The organism is Actinosynnema sp. NPDC023658, from assembly GCF_040639995.1.
GTDB lineage: Bacteria > Actinomycetota > Actinomycetes > Mycobacteriales > Pseudonocardiaceae > Actinosynnema.
On sequence record NZ_JBFAAX010001367.1, the window covers coordinates 1 to 1,244 of the forward strand.

Here is a 1,244-nt window from a genome sequence, read left to right on the forward strand (position 1 = left end):
CCCCGGACGACCGGATCAGCCCCACCATCCCCGCCATCCCCCGGTGCAGGAACGACTCCGGCCGCTCCGCGAGCCTGCGCACCATGAGGGCAGGGCGGGCTTCGTCCACGGGGACGGTGATCAGTCGTCGTCGGGTTCGGGTGGCTGCCGGCGGTCGTCGGAGGTGAGCGCCAGGACGGCCGCCGAGCGGTCCTGGTCCAGGAACCGCAGGCCCATGAAGTTGTCGCCGGTGGTGAACCCCGGCAGCGCCCAGACCGCCTCGTAGGGCACCTCGACGCGCCAGTACCGGCGCAGGCTGTAGACGTTCGGCCACAGGCACTTGCCCGGATCGGGGCTCCACAGTCGACGGGCGAACCCGGGGTCGCGGAACGGGAGACCCACCTCCCCGATCGCCCGCACGTGCTTCCGCCCGGTGAGCAGCACGACGTCGCCGGTGCGCACGGTGGCCATGCGCCGGTCGTGCTTGGCGGTGGCGCCCCAGAACCGCGCGCGACCGGTGGGGTGCAGGTCTTCCAACCGCGCCAGGACCGACGGGTCCAGGCCCGCGTCCCGGAACGGCACGGCCCGGTCCAGCGTGGTCGTCCCGTACCGGCGGGCTTCGGGCGTGCCGTACGACGGCTGGATGAACACCTGCACCACGGCGGTACCGTACCCGCGCACGACCACCGACCAAACCGCCTCGTTCACCTCAAAGGGTTCGGGCCACCCGCGGGGCCCGTAGCGGGAGGTCACCTCCCGGCTGTCGCCACTACCGCGAAGAGTGCGGGACTGCGCTCATCGGGTGGAAAGCGGCGACGACGTGCGGCGGACCCGGCCGGGATGTCCGGGTCACTCTTGTGGGCGTACTTCAACCCCGTTCCTGTGTGGCACCGGGATTTCGCGCTGTCATATCCCTGCCAGACCACCCGGCACCGATCGCACGGGAAGGCAGGAAAATGGGCAGACTCACGTTCGCGACCGCCGTGTCGGCCGTCGCCCTGGCCGCTTCGGGGTTGCTCGTGGCCGCCGCGGGCACGGCCCAGGCGGAAGCGGCGTACGACGGCATCACCATGGCGAAGCAGGAGAAGACCCAGTGGTGCTGGGCCGCCTCCGGCCTGACGATCGCCAAGTACCAGGGCTACGGCAGCACCCAGTCGGACTTCTGCACCAGGGCCCAGCCCTACTACGGCTGCAACAACCAGCCCGCCACGCTCGACGACATGGCGAGGGCGTGGAGCAGCCTCGGCATGGCGCACCCGGGCACC

The 1,244-nt window shown here is 71.4% G+C and carries 2 protein-coding genes; one reads left to right on the forward strand and one right to left on the reverse strand.

The window, feature by feature from the left end; all coding sequences use genetic code 11:
- Nucleotides 1-120: 120 nt before the first annotated feature.
- A complete protein-coding gene (locus AB0G02_RS41030; protein WP_360806206.1) occupies nt 121-687 on the reverse strand; it encodes a hypothetical protein in 567 nt (188 codons plus the stop codon).
- Between the two features lie 248 nt (nt 688-935).
- Here AB0G02_RS41030 and AB0G02_RS41035 point away from each other — a divergent pair.
- On the forward strand, nt 936-1,244 hold a 309-nt coding region (locus tag AB0G02_RS41035), incomplete at its 3' end, for a papain-like cysteine protease family protein (RefSeq protein ID WP_360806209.1).